General features: G+C 33.8%; 18 protein-coding genes. 9 read left to right on the forward strand and 9 right to left on the reverse strand.

Annotation, left to right across the window (positions count from 1 at the left end; translation table 11 throughout):
* Positions 1–40 precede the first annotated feature (40 nt).
* The 6 genes from GJJ64_RS13650 to GJJ64_RS13675 are packed head-to-tail and all read right to left on the reverse strand — an operon-like array spanning position 41 to position 4,777.
* Positions 41–1,117 (reverse strand): DUF2157 domain-containing protein, encoded by a 1,077-nt coding sequence (locus tag GJJ64_RS13650; protein ID WP_229655547.1) that lies wholly within the window; start codon positions 1,115–1,117, stop codon positions 41–43.
* 11 nt (positions 1,118–1,128) lie between these two features.
* The gene (locus GJJ64_RS13655; protein WP_154288333.1) at positions 1,129–2,130 is read right to left on the reverse strand and encodes a bifunctional riboflavin kinase/FAD synthetase; all 1,002 of its coding nucleotides are present in this window, start codon (positions 2,128–2,130) and stop codon (positions 1,129–1,131) included.
* Positions 2,131–2,139: 9 nt separating this feature from the next.
* Positions 2,140–2,865 (reverse strand): tRNA pseudouridine(55) synthase TruB, encoded by a 726-nt coding sequence (gene truB, locus GJJ64_RS13660; protein WP_154288334.1) that lies wholly within the window; start codon positions 2,863–2,865, stop codon positions 2,140–2,142.
* A complete protein-coding gene (locus GJJ64_RS13665; protein ID WP_154288335.1) occupies positions 2,865–3,659 on the reverse strand; it encodes an undecaprenyl-diphosphate phosphatase in 795 nt (264 codons plus the stop codon). Before GJJ64_RS13665 ends, truB begins: the two co-directional genes overlap by 1 nt.
* Positions 3,659–3,895 carry a DUF3098 domain-containing protein gene (locus GJJ64_RS13670; RefSeq protein WP_154288336.1) on the reverse strand — a complete coding sequence of 79 codons (237 nt, stop codon included), beginning with the start codon at positions 3,893–3,895 and terminating at the stop codon, positions 3,659–3,661. Before GJJ64_RS13670 ends, GJJ64_RS13665 begins: the two co-directional genes overlap by 1 nt.
* Positions 3,896–3,898: 3 nt before the next feature.
* Positions 3,899–4,777, reverse strand: coding sequence for a cell division protein FtsX (locus GJJ64_RS13675; RefSeq protein WP_154288337.1), 879 nt, complete (start codon positions 4,775–4,777; stop codon positions 3,899–3,901).
* A gap of 214 nt (positions 4,778–4,991) precedes the next feature.
* Here GJJ64_RS13675 and GJJ64_RS13680 point away from each other — a divergent pair, with 214 nt between their 5' ends.
* The 4 genes from GJJ64_RS13680 to GJJ64_RS13695 all read left to right on the forward strand — a co-directional run bounded on the left by GJJ64_RS13680 (position 4,992) and on the right by GJJ64_RS13695 (position 12,193).
* Positions 4,992–8,075 (forward strand): leucine--tRNA ligase, encoded by a 3,084-nt coding sequence (locus GJJ64_RS13680; protein ID WP_154288338.1) that lies wholly within the window; start codon positions 4,992–4,994, stop codon positions 8,073–8,075.
* Positions 8,076–8,149: 74 nt separating this feature from the next.
* Positions 8,150–8,581: a hypothetical protein gene (locus GJJ64_RS13685; RefSeq protein WP_154288339.1), complete on the forward strand. Its 432-nt coding sequence runs from the start codon at positions 8,150–8,152 to the stop codon at positions 8,579–8,581.
* A 118-nt stretch (positions 8,582–8,699) separates the two neighbouring features.
* Positions 8,700–11,180, forward strand: a complete 2,481-nt coding sequence (locus GJJ64_RS13690) for a TonB-dependent receptor domain-containing protein (protein WP_154288340.1) — start codon at positions 8,700–8,702, stop codon at positions 11,178–11,180.
* 89 nt (positions 11,181–11,269) lie between these two features.
* Complete coding sequence (locus tag GJJ64_RS13695; protein ID WP_154288341.1) at positions 11,270–12,193, forward strand: cobalamin-binding protein; 924 nt, start codon at positions 11,270–11,272, stop codon at positions 12,191–12,193.
* On the opposite strand, the gene GJJ64_RS13700 is transcribed toward GJJ64_RS13695, so the two are convergent.
* Positions 12,190–12,711 carry an NADPH-dependent FMN reductase gene (locus tag GJJ64_RS13700; RefSeq protein ID WP_154288342.1) on the reverse strand — a complete coding sequence of 174 codons (522 nt, stop codon included), beginning with the start codon at positions 12,709–12,711 and terminating at the stop codon, positions 12,190–12,192. The two genes, GJJ64_RS13695 and GJJ64_RS13700, sit on opposite strands and share 4 nt — an antisense overlap.
* 169 nt (positions 12,712–12,880) lie before the next feature.
* On the opposite strand from GJJ64_RS13700, the gene GJJ64_RS13705 reads away from it, so the two are divergent.
* The 5 genes from GJJ64_RS13705 to lepB are packed head-to-tail and all read left to right on the forward strand — an operon-like array spanning position 12,881 to position 17,076.
* A complete protein-coding gene (locus GJJ64_RS13705; protein WP_154288343.1) occupies positions 12,881–13,684 on the forward strand; it encodes a ParA family protein in 804 nt (267 codons plus the stop codon).
* Positions 13,685–13,687: 3 nt separating this feature from the next.
* A complete protein-coding gene (locus GJJ64_RS13710; RefSeq protein ID WP_154288344.1) occupies positions 13,688–14,599 on the forward strand; it encodes a ParB/RepB/Spo0J family partition protein in 912 nt (303 codons plus the stop codon).
* 1 nt (position 14,600) lies between these two features.
* A complete protein-coding gene (locus tag GJJ64_RS13715; RefSeq protein WP_154288345.1) occupies positions 14,601–15,212 on the forward strand; it encodes a DUF5683 domain-containing protein in 612 nt (203 codons plus the stop codon).
* Positions 15,209–15,955 (forward strand): 4-hydroxy-tetrahydrodipicolinate reductase, encoded by a 747-nt coding sequence (dapB, locus tag GJJ64_RS13720; RefSeq protein WP_154288346.1) that lies wholly within the window; start codon positions 15,209–15,211, stop codon positions 15,953–15,955. Before GJJ64_RS13715 ends, dapB begins: the two co-directional genes overlap by 4 nt.
* An 11-nt stretch (positions 15,956–15,966) precedes the next feature.
* A complete protein-coding gene (lepB, locus tag GJJ64_RS13725; protein ID WP_154288347.1) occupies positions 15,967–17,076 on the forward strand; it encodes a signal peptidase I in 1,110 nt (369 codons plus the stop codon).
* Positions 17,077–17,155: 79 nt separating this feature from the next.
* On the opposite strand, the gene GJJ64_RS13730 is transcribed toward lepB, so the two are convergent.
* Both GJJ64_RS13730 and bshC read right to left on the reverse strand, forming a co-directional pair.
* A complete protein-coding gene (locus tag GJJ64_RS13730; RefSeq protein ID WP_154288348.1) occupies positions 17,156–18,238 on the reverse strand; it encodes an Ldh family oxidoreductase in 1,083 nt (360 codons plus the stop codon).
* Positions 18,238–19,824, reverse strand: coding sequence for a bacillithiol biosynthesis cysteine-adding enzyme BshC (gene bshC, locus GJJ64_RS13735; protein WP_154288349.1), 1,587 nt, complete (start codon positions 19,822–19,824; stop codon positions 18,238–18,240). The genes GJJ64_RS13730 and bshC overlap by 1 nt, the downstream gene beginning before the upstream one ends.
* Positions 19,825–19,854 lie beyond the last annotated feature (30 nt).

Here is a 19,854-nt window from a genome sequence, read left to right on the forward strand (position 1 = left end):
ACACTAATATATCTTAAAGCCCTTCAAATTTGGAGGGCTTTTACTTTTTTAGGAATTCTAGATTCCAAATTTTTTCTGCTTTACGCCCAATCAACCAAAAAGAAATAGCTAAAATAAAGAAGAATAAAGCTTTATGCCAGCTATCCCAGAAATATTCAAAAAACCTGCTGTATAAGTTAATGATGAGAAAGGTAGCCCCAAACTCTCTAGCCATTTCATCTTTAAACTTAAAGCCAATAAATAGGGTAATGATACAGATGGAAATAGAAAGTAAAGCCCAAGCAAAAAGCTGTATTTGGTTTACCTGATACCATTGGTCTATGGAAGCAAAATTTCCGAAAATTGATAAGAGCCAAAGTGCCGAAAATGAGTATAATAAACCAATAAAATAAGTGGTTTGAAAAAGAAATTGATGTTTTTTAATATTCTTTAATGTAAAAGATAAAGCAGTTAGTATAGCTCCAAAACAAACAAAACGTAAAGGGTAATTCATCCCTAAGAAATAAAAATTACTTCTTGATAGATAGCTGCTTTCTGTACCAAACCAAGCGCCTAGGGAGAATAGCGCAAAAGCCCATATCAACCTAGATTTAAAGAAATAGCCTAAAAATGCATAAACAGGTATCGCCATCAGGAAAATAGTAGAATATCTATCAGTATTACCTTGAAAAGATTTTCCTAAGTAAGCTAAACCATTTGCAATAAGCATCACACCTATAAAAAGTAAGGCTTCATTTGTGAATTGCTGTTTAGGTAAGATTATTCTTCTTTTATTGCCCCTATGAAGTATCCAAGCGGCTATAGCAAAAGATAATAAACTGATGACATAATTTGGAGCATCGTAAATTTGATAAATAAAATTTAGTATTTCATCATCAATAAGGAGGGAGCCTAAAGCAAATACACCACAAGCTAGTGCAATATAAATAGAGTATTGTGCTAATTTGCGCCAATCAAATGCTTTGGTTTCATAAGAAGATTTTAGCTTTTTGGCAGTTTCTTCTTCAATGATAGATTCTTGTTGCCAATAATCTATCATTTCATCTAAAAACTCTGCTTTCTCGCGGTCTATATTCATATTTAACCCTTTAAAATAAGCTGGCAAAATATCAGCCAATAGCTATAAATTTAAGATACAAATATTTTCTCTACAGCAATTTTATCTTTAGCAAGTTGAGCGGTAAGTTGCTCTAGATTTTCGAATTTAATATCATGTCTAATAAAGTGAAGAAAATCTAATTGAATATGTTGATGGTAAATATCATCGGCAAAATCAAAAATATTTACTTCAATATTTTGGCTCATTCCGTTAATGGTTGGCCTGTGGCCAATATAAGCCATGCCTTTATATATTTTTGATTTTTGATTTTTGATTTTTGATTGATTTGGTTGAAAAGGGTTATCAATCACTTGATTTTTATTTCTCAAATCCTGAATTTTAACCTCTACAGCATAAATCCCGTCAGACGGAATAAGCTTATAGTTTTCTTCAATAAATAAATTGGCAGTAGGGTAGCCAAGGGTACGCCCAATTTGGTCGCCTTTGATAACTTTTCCGGTTAAAGAAAAAGGATGCCCCATAAAATCATGAGCTGTTTTTACATCACCAGCTAAAATAGCTTCTCTTATTTTGGTTGATGAAACTGTAACATCGTTAATATCTTGCTCGGGTATTTCTTCAACTTTATAATTAAAAGTAGTTGAAAAATGTTGGAGCTCTTTTAAGCTTCCGCTACGGTCTTTACCAAACCTGTGGTCGTAACCAATAATGATGGTTTTGGTTCCAATTTTATCAACAAGAATGTCTTTGATATAGTTCTCAGGACTTAGGTTAGAGAAATCTCTGGTAAAGGGTGTTATAATTAGATGGTTTACACCTAAGCTACTTAGTAAAGCAGCTTTTTCTATCATGTTATTGATAAGTTTTAGCTGATGATCTTCAGGATGAAGAATCATTCTTGGATGCGGAAAAAAAGTGAGGATAACTGTTTCTCCGTTTGTTTTGGCAGCTTCTTCAACAAGTTTTCCTATTATTTTTTGATGACCTAGATGTACACCATCAAAAGTACCTATGGTAACTACAGCGTTATCTAGCTTCTTAAACTCATTTATATGATTATAAATCTTCATGATACTGAATTATTTAAAATCAGGGTTTTGTTTAATCTCTCTGATGTGATTTACCAATTCCATAATCTCAAAAGCATCATCAATATTAAAATTACCACTTTTGGTTCTTCTAAGTTTACTTAAATAAGCGCCGTTATTTAGTTTTTTACCAAAATCATGAGCCAGAGAACGTATATACGTTCCTTTACTACAAACCACTCTAAAATCTATTTCAGGAAGTTCTATTCTAGTAATTTCAAACTCAGAAATGGTAACTTTTCTTGACTTTAGTTCAACATCTTCACCTCTTCTTGCTTTCATGTAAAGCCTTTCACCATCTACTTTAATGGCAGAATGTGCTGGTGGAAATTGGTCTAGTTCGCCAATAAAATGTTTGGTATTGTCTTTTATAGCATCTTCTGTAAGTGCAGAAGTATCAAAATGTTGGTCAACCTCTGTTTCTAAATCATAAGAAGGAGTAGTAGCTCCAACAGTTATAGTGCCTGTATATTCTTTCTCCTCGGCCTGATAAGTGTCTATTTGTTTGGTGAGTTTTCCTGTACAAATGATTAATAAACCTGTAGCTAATGGGTCTAAAGTACCTGCATGACCAACTTTTAATTTTAAGGGCTTAAAGGAATTACGCAGTTTACCTACTACATCGAAAGATGTCCATTTATAAGGCTTATTAATCAATAAAACTTCGCCTGCAGTAAAATTAAAATCTGGGAATTTCTTTTCTTGAACTTCTTCCATTACATCACTTGTAGGTTGGCTCCGCTTAATATAAAAGCAATTAATATGGCTCCAACTATAATTCTGTATATTCCAAATACTTTAAAGCCATGCCTGCTTAAATAACCTATAAAACTTTTTATGGCAATTAATGCTACTACAAAACCAACTATGTTGCCAATTAAAAGTAAGTTTAATTCCTCGGTGGTAATGGTATTGCCGTCTTTATAGAAATCGAATAGTTTTTTTGCTGTTGCTGCAAACATGGTAGGCACAGCTAAAAAGAAAGAAAATTCTGCAGCTGCTTTTCTACTCAATTTTTGTGTCATCCCACCTATAATACTAGCCGCCGACCTAGAAACGCCAGGTATCATCGCAATACATTGAAACAAGCCTATTTTAAAAGCTGTTGGATAGTTAATAGCATCAGAATCATCTATATTTCCATCTTTAAACCATTTATCAACAAATAGTAAGATAACACCTCCTACCAATAAAGAAATGGCTACCGTAAGTGGGCTTTCTAATAATTCGTCTATTTTATCGCTAAAAAGAACACCAAAAATAATGGCTGGTATAAAGGCTACTAATAGTTTGAAATAGAACTCTATAGATCTAAAAAATCTTTTAAAATAAAGTACAAAAACCGATAGAATAGTACCTAATTGTATGGCAACGGTAAATAGTTTAACAAAGTTATTTGATTGTATGCCCATTAAAGAAGAGGCAATAATCATGTGGCCAGTAGAAGAAACTGGTAAAAACTCTGTTAAACCTTCTATAATGGCTAAAATAATAGCTTCTAAAAGATTCATTAATGAGATTTAGGTGTTGATTTTTTTAAGATAGCATAAAAGCCTAAAGCAAAGCCAGCTAAAACCACAATAGGTGCTAAAACAGTTTTTCTAAAATCGTAAATATCTTTATCGCCTGTCATTAAAGCAAAACCAATTATTACGATAGCAATACTAATCACCAAAAACTGATAATTGCTTTTACCAAAAACAAATTGAACTTTATTTTCTGGAGTTGATGTTGGTTTTTGAGACATGGTTTATCTGTATAAATCGTAAATTTTTAATTTCAAATATTTTGTAACAGCGAAGTAAGTACTTAAGCAAGATATAAAGATACCAACGCCAATTACAGCTATAAATACAACTGCAAACTCATAATAATTTTCTAATATTACCAGTTCAGGAATTTGCTGTTGTGCAAAATATAAAGTTAAAAGCAACAAAATAATGGCTATTAAACCGGCAATTAAGCCGTGTAAAAAGCCATATACTAAAAAAGGTTTTCTTATAAAACTTCTTGTGGCACCTACCAGCTGCATACTTTTTATTAAGAAACGTTGCGAGTAGATGGCTAGTCTTATAGTATTATTAATTAATGCAATAGCAATAATTAAAAGTACAGCACCAAATCCAAAAATCACTAATGAAATAGTTCTGATATTTTGGTTAATCATATCTACCAAAGATTTTTGATACCTCACTTCATTAATCATCGGATTTTTTTGAAGCTGTTTACTTAAAATCTCAATACTTTGATTATTTGCATATTCTGCTTTTAAATAAACATCAATAGAAGAAAGTAAAGGATTATAGCCCAAAAACTTAATAAAATCTTCACCTAAATCTTTAGTAAGGTTTACAGCAGCTGTTTCTTTACTCACATATTGTGTAGATTTTACATAACCATTTGCTTCTATTTGTTTTTGTAGAGCTAAAATATCAACTTCTTTTGTGCCCTCGTTAATTACCAAGTTAAGCACAATGTTTTCTTTAACGTAGTTTGATAAATTTTTACCATGTACCAGAATTAAACCTAGTAAACCTACCATTAATAACACTAAAGAAATGCTTATAACGGTTGAGATATAAATGGTTTTGGTTTTTTTTGATGCTCTGCTATCTTCAAATTCTTCCATAAAAACTGACGATTATTTCTGCGAAAATAAGAAACCTTAGTCTAAAATAAGCATGATTACTTGTAAACTGTAGAATTTAACATTTTTTGGCTTTTAAAATATTTAAATAACGTTTTTGTTTCTTGATATTTTATAAACTCAACATCTTAAAATAAATAAAACCCTAAAGCCTATACATTAATTTTTTATTTTCGCACAAATAAAGAATTGCGAAATGGATTATCAATTTAAAAGTATAGAAGCTAAGTGGCAAAATTTCTGGGCTCAAAACCAAACTTATAAAGTAGAAACCGATACCACCAAACCCAAATATTATGTCTTAGATATGTTCCCTTATCCATCTGGTGCAGGTTTACATGTTGGGCATCCACTGGGTTATATAGCTTCTGATATTTTTGCTCGTTATAAAAGATTAAAAGGCTTTAACGTTTTGCACCCTATGGGTTATGATTCTTTTGGTTTACCAGCAGAACAATATGCCATACAAACGGGGCAACACCCGGCAATTACCACAGAGGCTAACATTAAAAGATATCGTGAGCAATTAGATAATCTAGGCTTTTCTTTTGATTGGAGTAAAGAAGTGCGTACCAGCTCTCCTGATTATTATAAATGGACGCAGTGGATTTTTATGCAATTGTTTAACGCTTGGTATAATAAATCTACTGATAAGGCAGAGCATATTTCTACGTTAATACATCATTTAGAAACACAAGGAACTGCTAATTTAAATACCGTTTCTGATGATGATACACAAAAACTTTTACCAACAGATTGGGCTGCTTTTTCTGAAGAAGAGAAACAAGCAGAATTGCTAAAATACCGTTTAACCTTTTTAAAAGAAAGTACTGTTAATTGGTGCCCGGCTTTAGGTACCGTATTAGCTAATGATGAAGTTAAAGATGGATTTTCTGAGCGTGGTGGCCACCCTGTAGAGCAAAAGAAAATGATGCAGTGGAGTATGCGTATTACCGCTTACGCTGAGAGATTGCTACAAGGTTTAAATGATATAGATTGGCCAGAGCCTCTAAAAGAAATGCAGCGCAACTGGATAGGGAAGAGTGTTGGAGCGATGGTGAAATTTAGTCTGGAAAGACCGACGTCCGAGGTCGGAAGCCAGGACTCTTCGGACCTCCGTCTGCGGACTTCGGACTTGATTGAAGTTTTCACAACCCGTGTAGATACCATCTTTGGTGTTTCATTCTTGGTGTTAGCTCCAGAGCATGAATTGGTAGCGCAAATTACTACGGCTGCACAAAAAGCAGAAATTGAAGCTTATATTGCTCAAACCAAAAAGAAATCAGAATTAGATCGTATGGCCGATACTAAAACGGTTTCAGGAGCTTTTACAGGAGCTTATGCCATCAACCCGGTTGATGGTGCCAGAGTGCCAATTTGGATAGCTGATTACGTATTAGCAGGTTATGGTACAGGTGCTGTTATGGCTGTTCCTTCCGGAGACCAGCGTGATTATTTATTTGCACAGCAGTACAATTTGCCAATCATCCAAATCTTAGATGCACAGCAAATGGAAAACGAGGCCGATCCAACTAAAGAAGGTCAGTATGTTAATTCAGGATTTATCAACGGCTTAAACTATAAAGAGGCAACAGCTAAAGTTATTGCATTTTTAGAGCAAGAAGGTATGGGGTACGCAAAAATAAATTACCGTATGCGTGATGCTATTTTTGGTCGCCAGCGTTATTGGGGAGAGCCTGTTCCTGTTTATTTTAAAAATGGCCTACCATACTTAATAGATGAAAGCGAATTGCCATTGATGCTGCCAGAAGTTGATAAATACTTGCCTACAGAATCTGGTGAACCACCGCTAGGAAGAGCCAAAGACTGGAAATATAAAGACGAATACGAGTACGAATTAAGTACCATGCCAGGTTGGGCAGGTAGTAGTTGGTATTGGTATCGTTATATGGATGCAAAAAATGAAAACGCTTTCGCTGATAAAGATAAAATAGCTTATTGGAAAGATGTTGATTTATACATAGGTGGTTCTGAGCATGCTACAGGACACTTATTATATAGCCGTTTTTGGAATAAATTCTTAAAAGATTTAGGCTATGTAACAGAAGAAGAACCTTTCAAAAAATTGATTAACCAGGGGATGATTCAGGGAAGGTCTAATTTTGTTTATAGGATTAACAATCTTTCTACAACTGGTTTTGGGGATAAATTTGATGATGACTTATTCAACAGGAATCTAAAAAGAATATTTATTTCTTATAATCAGTTTAATCTTTTAATGCAGTTTTTTAAACATAATGATGCTTATTTAACATTTACTGCGAACACAATTTCCTTAGGTTTCAAGGATATAGTTATTACTGAAAGTACTAAGTTTTTGTACGATTTTAAAGATGTTCTATTTAAAGTGGCTGTGGAAGGAACACAAACAATAACTATATCAAAAGATTCATTTGTAGACCTTCACGTTGATGTCAATATCGTAAACAATGACATATTAGATACTGAAAAATTCAAAGCATCAAGACCTGAGTATAAAGATGCTGTCTTTATTTTTGAGGATGGAACCAACTCCCTCTCCTTTGGAGAGGGCAGGGGTGAGGCTAAATACATTTGCGGGGCTGAAGTAGAAAAAATGTCTAAATCCAAATTCAACGTGGTTAACCCTGATGATTTAACAGAACGTTACGGAGCAGACACCCTACGCATGTACGAAATGTTCTTAGGCCCTCTAGAGCAAAGCAAACCATGGAATACCAATGGTATAGAAGGTGTATTTAAGTTTTTAAGAAAGTTTTGGAAATTGTTTCATGATGATGCTTTCAATTTTGTAGTTTCTGACGAAGCACCAAACAAAGCCGAGTTAAAAGCTTTACATAAAATCATCAAAAAGGTAGAAGAAGATATAGAACGTTTTTCTTTCAATACCTCGGTTTCTAGTTTTATGATTGCGGTTAATGAGTTAACCGATTTAAAATGTAACAAAAGAGCTATCCTTCAAGATTTAGTTTTGCTGTTGCACCCTTATGCACCACATGTTACAGAAGAACTTTGGGCTTTATTGGGAAATGCAGAAGGAACAATTTCTTATGCAAACTTCCCTAAATTTAATCCGGAGTATTTGGTAGAGAATGATTTTAATTATCCTATTTCTATAAATGGTAAAACCAGAACTAATTTAAGCTTCCCATTAAGTATGGAGCCGGCAGACATAGAGAAAGAAGTTTTAGCAAACGAAGCTGTTCAAAAATATTTAGAAGGGAAATCCCCTAAAAAGGTGATAATAGTAAAAGGAAGAATTGTTAATATTGTAGTTTAGAATTAAATAATTAAAACCGTAAATACTATCTTTACGTAACAATCTATACTAAACAAATTAACAACCCAAAAACTATGAAAAATTTAATTTTTATTTTATTTGTACTGCTATGTGCTAATTTCTCAAATGCGGCTTCTTTTGATGATAAAAAATCAGATATAGTAATAGAGAATGATGAAATCAAAGCAAAAGACAAGGTTTTAGGAAAAATTAAAGCAGATGAAAAGGAGATAGTTGCTGCAAAGTCTAAAATCAAAAATTATATAGTTTCTATTTACAACAAAAAGGGAGCTTTAATTGCTACTTACGATGTTAAATCTGTACTAAAGCAGTCGAAAAAAGATCGTAGTATATTAGAAGCATCATTAAAAACCTATAAAGATAACGTTACCCATACAGGGTCTAACTTTTTAGATTTTAATAGTAACGTAGCAGATAAAGTAGATCAAACAGCACCACAATTCTCAAGAGTTATTGAATATTTAATTCAAAACAAATACATGTAATTCTCTTTTTTAAAGAGAGGTTTGGTAAAGTAAGTGTTACAGGAGAAAATAATTTCTTCACTCCTGTAACATTTACTTTTTTTTTGCTTCTAACTTTGCAAACACAACAAAACAAGGGATGAAATATTTATACTTATTATTAGTTGTTTTTATATCAACTAAAACATTTGCTCAAATGCCTATGGGAGCAGGTGGCGGGTCAAGTGCCATTATCGGAAAAATATCAGGTACAGTAATAGATTCAATAACAAACAAGCCAGTAGATTATGCAACTATCGCACTATCAAAAAGTCAGCAAACAAAATCAACCAATGGCTCTTTGGCAGATGATAAAGGCGCTTTCAAAATAGAGAAAATAATACCCGGTAAATACAGAATCACCGTTTCTTTTATTGGTTATCAAACCAAAATTATAGATCCTGTAACAACAACCAATAGTAAGCCAGATATTAATTTAGGCACCATCAAGTTGTCGCCTAACGCAAAGCTTTTAAACGAAGTTGTTGTAGAAGGACAAACATCTATAGTAGAAAACAAGATAGATAAACTGGTTTATAATGCAGAGAAAGATGTAGCTATTGCTGGCGGTAATGCTACAGATGTTTTACGTAAAGTACCACTTTTATCAGTTGATTATGATGGTAATGTATCTTTAAGAGGAAGCTCAAACATCAGGGTGTTAATTAATGGTAAACCATCAGGTACAATGGCAGGTAACATAGCTGATGCTTTAAAAGCAATTCCTGCAGATCAAATTAAAAACGTAGAAGTCATTACATCACCATCAGCCAAATACGATGCTGAGGGTACATCAGGGATTATCAATATCATCACCAAAAAGAATAACCTAGAAGGCATGAGCGGTTCTGTAAATGCAGGTGTTGGTATTCGCCAAAACAGTGGAAACTTAAATCTAAATCTTAAAAAGAGTAGGTTAACTGTAACTGCAAATGGAGGAGGTTATTATTCTTGGCCACAAACTTCTATCCTAGATTTCAACAGAATTAATAACAATGGAGATTTTAATTTACAAAACGGTAGAAGTACTACTGAGCGTTTAGCTACCAATGGCTCTATTGGTGCCGATTATGATTTTAATAAATATAATTCGGTTAGCTCTACCCTTAAATTAAATTGGTTTCAGTTTGGTGTTGATGGTTTTAACGATAATAAAAACTCTTTTGGAGGAGTACAACAAGCTTTTACCAGAGTAACTAATAATAAAAATAGGGTTACAGGTTATGATTGGAATAACGATTATACCCACAAATTCAAAAAAGAAGGACAAGAAATTTCATTAGCTTGGCAGCTAACTCAAAGTAATTTGGTTAATGATTATGATTCTTATTTTTCTACCGTAGCTCGCCAAGAAATTGGTACAAGTGATGCTATCAATAAAGAATCTACCTTTCAGTTAGATTATACCCATCCTTTCAAAAAAATAGTTTGGGAAACAGGTGTTAAAGCTATTCTAAGAGATATTACTAATGATTCTGGTGTAGATAGTGCGGATTTATCAGGAGGTAATAGAATCCCAGTAGATGGAAGAAACTTTATTTATGATTACAATCAAGATGTGCTTTCTGCTTACACCACCTTTGGATTTACCTTAGCTAAAAAGTATGGTGTAAAAGTAGGAGGTAGATATGAGTTTACAGATATTAATGGTTTTGCAACCGGAACTGCAGCTTTTACACCTTTTACTAATGATTATGGTAATTTTGTGCCGAGCTTTGTGGTTTCAAGAACGTTCAAAAATTTTCAAACAGTAAAATTTAGCTATAATAAACGTTTACAAAGACCTAGTGTGTTTTTCTTAAACCCATTCTTAAATTCGGCCGATTTTTACAATCAATCTCAAGGTAATCCGCTTTTAGGGCCAGAGTTGGCAGATAATTTTGAGATTAATTACTCAACATTTGTTAAAACAACTATCATTAATGCTTCTATTTACTATAGGGCTACTAAAGATATTATTGAGAGTATTATTACTAACAGATCCGTAGACGGAAAGAACATTTCTTTTACTACTTATGATAATGTTGGTAGAAATAACTCTGTAGGATTTAACTTTTTTGGTTCTGTTAATCCAACAAAAAAACTTACACTAAGAGGTAATTTCAATATTTATACTTACGATATTAACTTATCAGCAGCTAGTGCAAATATATCAGCCATAGAGGATAAAGTTTATTTGATGTACAATGGTTTCTTAAGTGCAACTTATACCATGCCTAAGGGGTTAACTTTCGAGACTTTCTTAATTACCAATTCTCCTAGAAGAACTTTTCAAGGTAGAAATCCATCATTTAATATGTGGAATCTAGGCCTTAAGAAAGAGCTCTTTAATAAAAAAGGAAGTATTGGCTTAAATGTGATAGATCCATTTAATAATCGCAAGAATTTTGAATCTGAGATTAGAAACCCGGCATTTATACAGTCTAACAACTTCTCCATACCTTTCCGTTCTGTTGGTGTTAACTTCAGTTGGAGATTTGGAAGTTTAAAGGTTAATCAAAATCCTAAAAAAGGTGTTAAAAATGACGACTTAAAACAAGGTGATGGCGGAGGCCAAGCGGGTGGAGGTATGGGAAACTAAAACCATTAATAAAACAATTTAAAACAGGGATAAATCGGATAGGTTTATCCCTGTTTTGATTTTACTATCTTTGCGGAAATTTGATATTCATGAAGAGGATTATTTCTTTGTTACCTGCCGCAACCGAAATTATTTGTGCCTTAGGCTTAGAAGAAAATTTGGTTGGACGATCTCACGAGTGCGATTTTCCGGCAAGTATCCAGTATTTGCCTATTTGCTCTGATGCAAAGTTTACTTCAACAGGTAGCAGTAAAGAAATAGACCAACAGGTTAAAGAAATTTTATCAGATTCTTTATCCATTTACAAAATTGATAAAGCTTTAATTCAAGAATTAAAACCTGATATCATCATTACCCAAGCACAATGTGATGTTTGTGCTGTTTCTTTAAAAGATGTAGAAGAGGCTTTAGCCGATTTTATAGGTCATCAAACCCAAATTATTTCTTTAGAGCCAAAAGTTTTAAATGATGTTTTTGATGATATTAGAAAAATAGCTGCCGCAACAGACACTATGGCTGTAGCCGAAACTTTGATAGAAGATTTAGAAGAGCGAAAAGATATCGTAAAACATAAACTAAAGTTTTTTAATGATAAACCTAAAGTAGCTTGTATAGAGTGGCTAGAACCTGTAATGGTATCAGGGAATTGGATTCCTGAGTTAGTAGAAATTGCCGGGGGTAAATCATTATTGGCTCAAAATGGTCAGCATTCTCCCTTTGTAAGCTGGGAAGAAATTGCAGAAGCAAATCCTGATATCATCATCATCATGCCATGCGGATTTTCTATCTCTAGAACCATGCAAGAAATAAATGTTTTATTAAGCCAGCCACAATGGAGTAATTTACAAGCGGTTAAAAACAATAAAATCTACGTTGCCGATGGTAACCACTATTTTAACAGAAGTGGTCCTAGGTTAGTAGATTCTATTGAGATTTTAGCTGAAATTATCACACCAAAATATTTCAATTTTGGTTATGAAGGTAATGCTTGGCTTAAGTTTGATGTGGCTTAAAAAGCAATAAATTTTTCTGCCTGTTCATCACAAAATTTAACTGTATCGGCATTAAAGAAATCAGCATCTTCATTTAATTCTTTATGTACCGCTGTTACATGAATTTTTAAGGGCATAACCTGCATATTCATGTAGTTACAAACACCAGTAAAATGGTCTACACCACGTATGTTCCCATATTTGCCTGATGATATACCAACCAGTGCTGCTTTTTTGCCATAAAAAGATTGAGGGAAATCACATGCATCCATAAAAACTTTTAAAACGCCTGGGAAACTGCCATTATATTCTGGAATAACAAATAGAAATTTATCAGCAGCAGACACCAATTGTTGTATATTCTGGAATTCGGCACTTCTTTTACCATATAAATCAGAAGCAATTAAGTTTTCTGGTAAATCTGTTAAAGATAATATAGAAGCTTCTGTGCCTTTGGCTTTTAAAATTTTTTGGTAATATTTTGCTACTTTAAGCGTATTACTATTCAGCCTGTTAGTTGCTGAAATTATTAAAGTCATATTGATATGTTTATAAGTCTTGTAAACGTGTGGAAATTGATATTGTTTAAATTTGTATCTTAGCCCTTTATGAAAAAGGGTTAAACGGGCTTAAAATTACAAATTTATGGCTTTTTTAAAACCCTTGTAAAAAAAACATACAAAGCATAATAGCATACACTTTAGGTAGATGAGTAAGATAATAGCAATTGCCAATCAAAAAGGAGGGGTAGGTAAAACAACCTCTTCAATTAATTTAGCAGCAAGTTTAGCCGTACTTGAATTTAAAACTTTAATTGTTGATGCCGATCCTCAGGCAAATTCTACATCAGGTATAGGCTTTGATCCTCGTACCATCAAAACAAGTATTTACGAATGTATCATTAATGATGTTGATCCTAAAGAGGCTATTAGGAAAACAGAAACCCCTAATCTTGATTTATTACCTGCACATATAGATTTAGTAGGTGCAGAGATTGAAATGATTAACCTTCACGAACGCGAGTTCAAGATGAAGGCTGTTTTAGAAAAAGTTAGAGATCAATATGATTTCATTATTATTGATTGTTCTCCATCTTTAGGTTTGATAACCATTAATGCGCTTACCGCTGCAGATTCTGTTATTATTCCTGTTCAATGCGAATATTTTGCACTTGAAGGTTTGGGTAAATTGTTAAATACCATTAAAATAGTACAAACACGTTTAAATCCAGAACTACAAATAGAAGGTATTTTACTAACCATGTATGATGTACGTTTACGTCTTTCTAATCAAGTAGTTGAAGAAGTGCGTTCACATTTTGAGGATTTAGTTTTCCAAACTATTATAGCAAGAAACACAAGATTAAGCGAGGCGCCAAGCTTTGGCATTTCTGTGATTATGCATGATGCTAACTCTAAAGGAGCAATAAACTATTTAAACCTTGCCCGAGAGATTATCAAGAAAAATGGTTTATCAAAAGAAAGTCCGGTTGATCAAAAAGAAGTAGTATAAAGCATGACTAAAGAAAGAAAATTTGGTTTAGGTAAAGGATTAGGTGCTTTACTTAATGATACTCCGGATACATCCTATCAACGTCAGCAGCCCATCGTTACAGAGAATATCAATACTGTTTCTTTGGGTTCTATCAGTAAAATTAAAATTAATCAAATACAGGTTAATCCGTTTCAACCTCGTTTTGAGTTTGATGAAGAAGCTTTAAAAGAACTTTCAGAATCTATTAAACTGCAAGGTTTAATTCAGCCTATTACCGTTCGTAAGGTTGGAGATGCTTATCAATTAATTTCTGGTGAGAGAAGATTAAGAGCCACTAAAATGGCAGGTATTGATGAAATACCGGCTTATATACGTACCGCTAACGACCAGCAGATGCTGGAAATGGCTTTAATAGAGAACATCCAAAGAGAAAATTTAAATGCTATAGAAGTAGCTTTAAGTTTCCAAAGAATGATAGATGAGTGCTCTTTAAAGCAAGAAGAATTGGGTGATAGGGTTTCTAAAAATCGCTCAACCATTACCAATTATTTGCGTTTGTTAAAATTACCTCCGGTAATACAGGCTGCCATCAGAGATAACCACTTATCTATGGGGCATGCAAGAGCGCTTATCAGTGTAGAAGATCCATCCAGTCAGCTATTTATTTTTCAAGAGATTATTGATAAAGATTTATCAGTAAGAAAAGTAGAAGAATTGGTAAGAAATATCAAACAAAACGGTATTAAAAAGTCAGAATCGGCTAAAAAAGCAGATGGTGTTTCTTTCCAGTATCAAAAAATACAGGACGATTTATCTTCAAAATTTGCAACTAAAATTAAAATGAAAGTTCAGCCAAACGGAAAAGGAAGTATAGAAATTCCTTTTTTATCTGATGATGACCTGAACAGGATTTTAGAACTTTTGGACTGGTAGCATGCTTAAGCCCTTATTTTTTGCGATTTTACTATGTACTAGTGTTTTGTGTTTTGCACAAAACAAAGATACCGTATCGGTAGAAAAGCCAAAAATTTCTGTCAAGCAGCGTTTAAATAGAGATGTTTTTTCTTTATTTAAAGATAGCACAGAACTGCAATCGCCACGTAAAGCTGTTTTACGTTCGGCTATTATCCCTGGCTGGGGACAAGCAAGAAACGGCAAATGGTGGAAAGTTCCATTAGTTTATGGCGGTTTTGTAGGTATAGGCTTGGTTTACGATTTTAATCAACGTTTTTATAAAGAGTTTTTAGGCGAAAGCCAAGCCAGAAGCGAAGGGCGTAAAGAACTACAACAATACCTTAATGCCTCAGACGTACAAATTTACAGTGCAAAAGACTTTTATAGAAGAAATAGAGATTTAAGTATATTGGCTTTTGTAGGTTTTTATGGTATCAATATGATTGATGCCTATATAGATGCTCGCTTAGCAACTTTTGATGTTGATGACGATTTAGCCATCAAAATTTCACCTTCTATTTATACACCAGTTTATTCTTTCGGCATAAACCAAGCTCCGGTTCCTATGCTTAAATTAACCATAAAATTATGAAGATAGCATTACTAGGCTACGGTAAAATGGGTAAAATGATTGAGAGCATTGCCTTAGACCGTAATCACGAAATTGTTTTAAAAATAGATGAAAGCAATACGCATGAGCTTACATTAGAGAATCTGCAAAAAGCAGATATAGCCATAGAGTTTAGTACACCAGCAACTGTTTTAACCAATATCCAAAAATGTATTGATGCACAAGTGCCATTGGTAGTTGGTACTACCGGATGGTATGGCCAGTTGCAGCAAGTAAAAGATGCCTGTCTAAGCGCTAATGCAACTGTTATGTATGGCTCAAACTTTAGTGTAGGGGTTAATATATTTTTCCAAATCAGTAAAATTGCCGCCAAGATGATGAATAACTTTTCTGACCAATATGATGTTGGTATGGAAGAAATTCATCATATTCATAAATTAGATTCGCCAAGCGGTACAGCCATCACCATTGCAGAAGATATTTTAGAAGAGTTTAAAACTAAAAAAGAGTGGATTGATGTAAGTGCTTCAGAAAATCATGTAACACAACACCGTCCAGAGCATCTAATTATAGAATCTTACAGAGAAGGCGAAGTACCGGGTACACATGCTGTGATTTATGATTCTGATGTAGATCGTATAGAATTAAAGCATGTAGCACATGGCAGACAAGGATTTGCTTTAGGGGCAGTTTTAGCTGGGGAATGGTTACAAGGTAAAAAAGGTTTTTACTCTGTAAAAGAGATGTACAATTTTAATGTATAAATAATACACACATGAATTTTAAATTCTGGGAGAAGAACAAAAACAAAAAAACACCAGCAAAAAAGAAAAGTGCAGGTAGAGAGTGGCTCGATGCTATCATTTTTGCTGTTATAGCAGCTACTTTAATTCGTGGTTTGTTTATAGAGGCCTATACCATACCAACAGGTTCAATGGAGCGCTCCTTATTAGTAGGCGATTTCTTATTTGTAAGTAAAGTTAATTATGGTGCTCGTACACCTATAACACCTATAGCCTTTCCTTTTGCTCATCATACGATGCCTATAACAGGTACTAAAGCTTATTGGGATGGTTGGCAATTACCTTATTACCGTTTGCCTGGTTTTCAGGATATTAAGCGTAATGATGTAGTGGTTTTCAATTACCCTATGGACGCTGATGAACCTTTAAATCGTCCAATTGATAAGCGTGAGAATTATATTAAAAGATGTTTAGCCATTGGCGGCGATACTTTAAGTATAGATAATGGTATTGTTTTCGTAAACGGAAAACAGGTTGATATTCCAGAAAGAAGTCAAACAACCTATTACGTTAAAACTGATGGTAGCGAATTTAATCCTAAAGCTTTAGAGGATATAGATACTGATGTAGAGCGTGTAAGTGCCGATGAATATGTTTTTATTATGCCATCTACAGAAATCACTAAAGTGAAAGCTTTCTCAAATGTGAAAGTTTTTACGCCTATGATAGCTCAAAAAGGAGAGTTTAAACAAGAGATATTCCCTCATGATCCTAATTTGAAATGGAATGAAGATAATTACGGGCCTATCATAGTTCCTAAACAAGGCTGGACAGTTACTTTAGATAGCTTAACTTACCCTATCTATAAAAGAGCCATTCAATTGTACGAGGGTAACCAATTAGAAGTAAAGGGTAATGACTTTTATATTAATGGGAAAAAATCTAATACCTATACTTTTAAAATGAATTATTATTGGATGATGGGAGATAATCGTCATAATTCATTAGACTCTAGATATTGGGGTTTTGTACCCGAGGATCATATCGTAGGTAAAGCTTTATTCGTATGGATGAGCTGGAACGAAAATGGAACTTTCTTTGACAAGATAAGATGGAATAGACTATTTATGGGGATTCATTAATTCTCATTTAAGCTTATAAAAAAAGCGAACTTCTATTCTGCTGAGGTTCGCTTTTTTAATGACTAATTATTAGATTATTTTATAATTGCTGTAAACCAAATTTGGCAGCAACCTCGTTCATATCTTTAACAACAGCTTCTATTAAAGGTATACCATTAATTTTTCTGTCCTTTTCTGCTTCTAATTCTGGTTCACCAGGGATGATAACTTTTTGATTTTCGTTAATAGGCTTAGCTTCTTTAAAACGCTTTATCCAATTATCCATGTGTGCTTTAAAATCTGCTTTAGGTCTAAAGCCATCAACACGCATAGCGCCTAAGAAGTGACCAAGTCCTTGCCCTGGTTGATTTGGCAGTGGATCCATAAATGCTACAAAAGGCGGAGCCCAAGGCCCATAACTAGCACCAGATAATACTGCCGATAAAATATCAACCGTAGCACTTAAGCCAAATCCTTTATGGCTGCCATGTTCTCTATCAGAGCCTAGTGGTAGTAAAGAACCACCAGCTTTTAATCCGTGGGGGTCTATGGTAGCATTTCCTTCTTTATCTTGTATCCAACCGCTAGGTACTTCTGTGTTTTTTCTTTGTGCTATTTCTAATTTGCCATTAGCTGCTGTTGAAGTTGCCATATCTACCACCATTGGCGGGTAGTTTTCTGCTGGAAAAGCGTAACAAATAGGGTTGGTCCCTAGCATTCTTTCGGTAGAAAAGGTTGGTGCCACCAAAGGACTGGCATTGGTTACAGCAAAGCCAATCATATCTTGTTCTACAGCCATCAAAGTGTGGTAAGCGGCAATACCAAAATGGTTCGAGTTTCTTACTGCTACCCAGCCAGAACCACATTCTTCGGCTTTTCTGATAGCTACTTGCATAGCCCAAGGCGCAACAATAAGCCCTAATCCTGCATCGCCATTAACGGTAGCCGTACTATTAGTTTCGTGTACTACTTTAATATGAGGCTTGGTATTAATTCTTTTTTTCTCCCATAGCCTTACATATCCTGTTAAACGGGCTACGCCATGAGAGTCTATTCCTCTTAAATCAGCTTTTATTAAAACATCAGCAGCTAGTTGGGCATGCTCATCAGAACATCCCATGGCTTTAAAAATATTTTCTGTAAAACTTCTTAATTGCTGCTCAGGGAAAATATGGTATTCCATTAAATAAGTATGGTAAATTTAAAATCTAAAGGTATAAAATGTTGGATTAGGTTTTGGATAAAATCATCTCCTTGAGCTACATAAAATAAGCCGAAATTCTCTTTCCGTTCTTGCAAACCTCCACCAGGGAATAGGGCAGATTTTATTTTATCTAGATTGTTCATCGCGTCAGCAAAATTCTTTTTTTCGGCTTTTAAGAGTTTCTTCTCGAGATTCAGAATGGCTTTTTCTAGTCTTACTTTTACAGCTTCTGTACTTGGCGATAAAGTAGGATCTATCTTATGGGCTCTTAATTTTAACTTTTCAAAAATACATTCAAGCTCTCGCCACTCGTTTTTTAAGTCTAAAACATGGTTAGAGTGTACTTTTAGCCAACGAGCTTTTAAGGTATCTATATCCTCGAAAATATCTTTAAAATCTAATTTTAGTCTACTTAATTTATCCTTAAGTTTAGTATTGGCAATCATGGCCGAGTTTCTAAGTATCAAAATAGGGAAATCTACTTTATAGAAATCAAAATTTGATTTTAGTTGTAGCCAATAAATAACCTCGGCACCACCGCCTATATAAGCTATGTTGGGCAATATCACTTCTTGATAAAGTGGGCGCATCACCACATTTGGACTAAATCTTTCAGGATTATTTTCTATTTCCTGCTTTAATTCATCCTCAGAAAACCTAATCGCCGTATTTAATACTTGGTATTGATTATCTTCAAAAACGATTCGCTCACGTAAATCATCGGTTAAATAAAAGAAATTAATCTCTCTGGCATTAACTTGCGGTGTTATCCCAATGTCCGTTAATGCTTCATTAGTAGCAGAGATATTTTTGAAGCTATGCTGCCCAATAATATCTTGTTTAATGATAGGGATAAATTGTTTTTTTAATTTAGGATGATCTGCATCTATAATCACCAAACCGTGTTTCCCGAAAAGCTCATTCACTAAATATCTGGTAGCATCAGCAAGTTTAGTAAACTTGGTATAGGCTTTATCAATTATTTTACTCAATTGTAAAGCATTATCAGTAAGACCTAAAATTCCTTTATATTCATTTAAAGCTTGGATGATGGATTTCGTATCTACTCTGCCTGTTGCACCAGCTGTTTCTTTTTTCCACGCTATTTTTTTACCTCCAATATAAGTATGGTTAATTTCTTCAAAATCATGATCTTCTGAAGCCATCCAATAAACAGGAATGAAATTTTGGTTAGGAAACTCTTTTTTAAGGTCTTTGGCTAAATTAATAGCAGTTACTATTTTGAATATAAAATAAAGCGGACCTGTAAAAATATTGAGTTGATGACCGGTTGTAATAGTATAACTATTATCTTCTAATAGTTGGTTGATATGAGCTTGTGTAGCAGCAGATTGGTTGTTGATTTGTTGATATTGTTCTTTTAAAACCTCAACCAAAGTTTGCCTGTTGGCGATGACTTTTTTATCTGTTAACAAAGCTTTAAAACCTGCAATATTTGCTGGGTGCTTATAAAAAGGCTTTAAATCGGCATCTTGCCGAATGTATCTGATTAAGGCCGTTGAGAAACATCGGGTTTCTTCATAATCAATATACTGAGCTTCCATTGAAAACGAAAATAGGAGAAATTCATCATT

This window comes from Pedobacter puniceum (assembly GCF_009674685.1).
Lineage (GTDB): Bacteria > Bacteroidota > Bacteroidia > Sphingobacteriales > Sphingobacteriaceae > Pseudopedobacter > Pseudopedobacter puniceum.

Bases quoted from the DNA above. Each gene is read 5' to 3' on its own strand.
- GJJ64_RS13680 (WP_154288338.1), top strand. From the start codon at position 4,992: ATGGATTATCAATTTAAAAGTATAGAAGCTAAGTGGCAAAATTTCTGG.
- dapB (WP_154288346.1), top strand. From the start codon at position 15,209: ATGAAGATAGCATTACTAGGCTACGGTAAAATGGGTAAAATGATTGAG.
- GJJ64_RS13685 (WP_154288339.1), top strand. From the start codon at position 8,150: ATGAAAAATTTAATTTTTATTTTATTTGTACTGCTATGTGCTAATTTC.
- GJJ64_RS13715 (WP_154288345.1), top strand. From the start codon at position 14,601: ATGCTTAAGCCCTTATTTTTTGCGATTTTACTATGTACTAGTGTTTTG.
- GJJ64_RS13665 (WP_154288335.1), bottom strand. From the start codon at position 3,659: ATGAATCTTTTAGAAGCTATTATTTTAGCCATTATAGAAGGTTTAACA.
- GJJ64_RS13730 (WP_154288348.1), bottom strand. From the start codon at position 18,238: ATGGAATACCATATTTTCCCTGAGCAGCAATTAAGAAGTTTTACAGAA.
- GJJ64_RS13710 (WP_154288344.1), top strand. From the start codon at position 13,688: ATGACTAAAGAAAGAAAATTTGGTTTAGGTAAAGGATTAGGTGCTTTA.
- lepB (WP_154288347.1), top strand. From the start codon at position 15,967: ATGAATTTTAAATTCTGGGAGAAGAACAAAAACAAAAAAACACCAGCA.
- GJJ64_RS13690 (WP_154288340.1), top strand. From the start codon at position 8,700: ATGAAATATTTATACTTATTATTAGTTGTTTTTATATCAACTAAAACA.
- GJJ64_RS13695 (WP_154288341.1), top strand. From the start codon at position 11,270: ATGAAGAGGATTATTTCTTTGTTACCTGCCGCAACCGAAATTATTTGT.
- GJJ64_RS13670 (WP_154288336.1), bottom strand. From the start codon at position 3,895: ATGTCTCAAAAACCAACATCAACTCCAGAAAATAAAGTTCAATTTGTT.
- GJJ64_RS13705 (WP_154288343.1), top strand. From the start codon at position 12,881: ATGAGTAAGATAATAGCAATTGCCAATCAAAAAGGAGGGGTAGGTAAA.
- GJJ64_RS13675 (WP_154288337.1), bottom strand. From the start codon at position 4,777: ATGGAAGAATTTGAAGATAGCAGAGCATCAAAAAAAACCAAAACCATT.
- bshC (WP_154288349.1), bottom strand. From the start codon at position 19,824: ATGGAAGCTCAGTATATTGATTATGAAGAAACCCGATGTTTCTCAACG.
- GJJ64_RS13655 (WP_154288333.1), bottom strand. From the start codon at position 2,130: ATGAAGATTTATAATCATATAAATGAGTTTAAGAAGCTAGATAACGCT.
- GJJ64_RS13700 (WP_154288342.1), bottom strand. From the start codon at position 12,711: ATGACTTTAATAATTTCAGCAACTAACAGGCTGAATAGTAATACGCTT.
- truB (WP_154288334.1), bottom strand. From the start codon at position 2,865: ATGGAAGAAGTTCAAGAAAAGAAATTCCCAGATTTTAATTTTACTGCA.